The sequence below is a fragment of the Azospirillum sp. SYSU D00513 genome, from assembly GCF_017356015.1.
Classification (GTDB): Bacteria; Pseudomonadota; Alphaproteobacteria; order Azospirillales; family Azospirillaceae; genus Azospirillum.
Window position 1 is genome coordinate 1 of the sequence record NZ_JAFIQV010000102.1, and the last position, 2,173, is coordinate 2,173.

The window sequence follows — 2,173 nt, forward strand, 5'->3', positions numbered from 1 at the left end:
AGAGGGGTATCGCACCGAACTGTGATATACCCCAGGCTATAATCACAGCACCATCAACGGGGTAGTAAAAAAACGCCCGCGACCGCCGTTGACGCAGTTGCGGGCGTCTCGCGTGCCATGCTGTGAAAATTGTCTGGTTCATACAATGTCATGTTACAATTCGCCATGAGCGCCGCAGTGGTTGCAGCCTGTTTCTGGGGCACCCCGATCATAAACGAGGCAAAAAACGTGTATAGTCACGACATGGACTCTATATCCTATTCCGGCGCAAAAGGACGATCTAGTTCCTTTTGTCCATAGGTTGAGTATATATTATCGCAGGCGATTTGTTAATAGATCCAACCCCTACACCTTTACTTTGGGATACCCCGGATTCACGGTCGACGTTTTTATTGTATTCATTCAACCGTTGCTGCTCTCTTTCTTTTTCAAGGCGCTTGCTTACGTCATTAGCATTTTTCATATTTTCCTGTAATTGCTTCTGAGTTTGGTCAGCATAAGCTTCACTCACTGAAGCTCCTATTGCGAAGGAGCATACAAGAATAACAGATAAGCCAAAATTAGAGCCAAACATCTTTTCCTCCCTACGTAGAAGCTAGGTTTTCGCTTGTGCAGAAGGCAAGAGCTAGGTTCAAACATGTGGAAGAGAACCTAACCGCATTTTTCCCGTATACACTAATTACGCACCTTTACTAGCATCGTGCAATGATAGTTATAACGAGAGTTCGTTCGGAACGTGGGGTTTTCGAATTGTTGCTCTTCGCGAACAGAAATCACTTGATATGGCTGATTTGGATAGTGTTGCCTTGCCAAACCAGCGCACTGTACCTCCTGCGTGCTTCCTCTTATCCATCCAGTGCTTAATGTAACGACTTCGTAACCAGGAGGGAGAATACTCGCCTCCGCAGCGTAAGAGGGTCTTGATCCTGGCGCAGCAATACAAAGAAGCGCTGCAAGCAGTGCGCAGGGAAATGCGACAACCCGCATACCCATAGTGAACGTTTTACCAAGATCATTTGCATGATAACTAAGCATGGCTGGCTCTCCTTGCATATGATTGGCAAGCACAGTGAATTCTAGCAATTTCAATGAGTCAATACCTATTTAGCAAGAGAAACCCTCTTTATCGTATCGAGGTGCATACTAGTGCATGTGTTCATAAAAGCTCTTGCGCTGCTGATGTAGCCGCAACTAGGCTCTAGACCTCCAACTTTTATAAAGTTTTTTCTAAAACGTTGCATTTATATTGGTGCTTACCTCATCCATATGCAAATAGAATACGATCTGAGGTGTTCCATTAGTTCGGCCTTTAGGGCAGCATGCTTTTGATACAGGTTAGGCTTGCGCTGCGGGTCATGGGCGCGCTCACCCCCCTTGGGAGGTAGATTACGACTCGTTTTCCTGCCTCACTAGAATTCCGATCTCACCCCAATCGTGTTGGCCCTCTCTACGCACAAGGCTCATCTTCGACGCATCGGAGCCAGGGCCATCGAGGAGCTATGGAAGGCTGTCGGCTCCATCTTCGGCCTCTACACACCCGAGGAGTCAGGGCCATGCAGTTCTGTTTATGAGACGCCGAGCGCGAGCAGGCGATCCAGCCTGAGGGCATTGGCGTAGAGGGCTTGGCGGACGTTCTCGACACCGTTGGCACGCAGCACGTTGAGAGTGAAGGAGTGGATGCGGGCCATAATGCCCGGCCAGTGACGGATGCGGCTGGCGTCCTCGCCGAGAGCCACGTCGCGCACGTGATGGCCTCGGTTTTCGATGCCCTAATGGCTTCGGATGGCTCGCGCGGCGGTCAGGGCGTCGAGCGGGATCTGGCAAGCGTAGAGGCCGATCTCCTCGCGCGTGGGCCACAGCCCGGAGCGCGTGTCCTTCAGGTAGGTCAAGCGGGAGACACGCACGACACAGGCCACGTGAGAGATCCAGTCGGCGTCGAGTTGGTTGACGACGTCGAACACCTCGACCCGCCGGTGCTCCTGGCGGCCATGGCGGCGGCGATCGGTGGTTTCAAGAACGTCCCTGGGGGCTTGACCGCAGCACAGCTTACTCAGCGCATCCCGCAAACCGGGCTGGTTGCCCTTCACCCGGACCAGCAGGGCGTTACCGCTGGCCGCGGCTTGGGCAAAGGCGTTTTTTGGCAATGAAGGGCATCGGCAGTGAAGAGCACGCC

Annotated in this window: 3 protein-coding genes; all 3 read right to left on the reverse strand. The window is 52.3% G+C overall.

The window, feature by feature from the left end; translation table 11 throughout:
* Positions 1 to 280: 280 nt before the first annotated feature.
* Positions 281 to 574: a hypothetical protein gene (locus JUB11_RS32330; protein ID WP_207462918.1), complete on the reverse strand. Its 294-nt coding sequence runs from the start codon at positions 572 to 574 to the stop codon at positions 281 to 283.
* Positions 575 to 1,565: 991 nt separating this feature from the next.
* Positions 1,566 to 1,745, reverse strand: coding sequence for a hypothetical protein (locus JUB11_RS32335; RefSeq protein WP_207462919.1), 180 nt, complete (start codon positions 1,743 to 1,745; stop codon positions 1,566 to 1,568).
* A 24-nt stretch (positions 1,746 to 1,769) separates the two neighbouring features.
* A partial coding sequence (locus JUB11_RS32340) for a hypothetical protein (RefSeq protein WP_207462920.1) occupies positions 1,770 to 2,173 on the reverse strand: 404 nt, incomplete at its 5' end.

Bases quoted from the DNA above. Each gene is read 5' to 3' on its own strand.
- JUB11_RS32330 (WP_207462918.1), bottom strand. From the start codon at position 574: ATGTTTGGCTCTAATTTTGGCTTATCTGTTATTCTTGTATGCTCCTTC.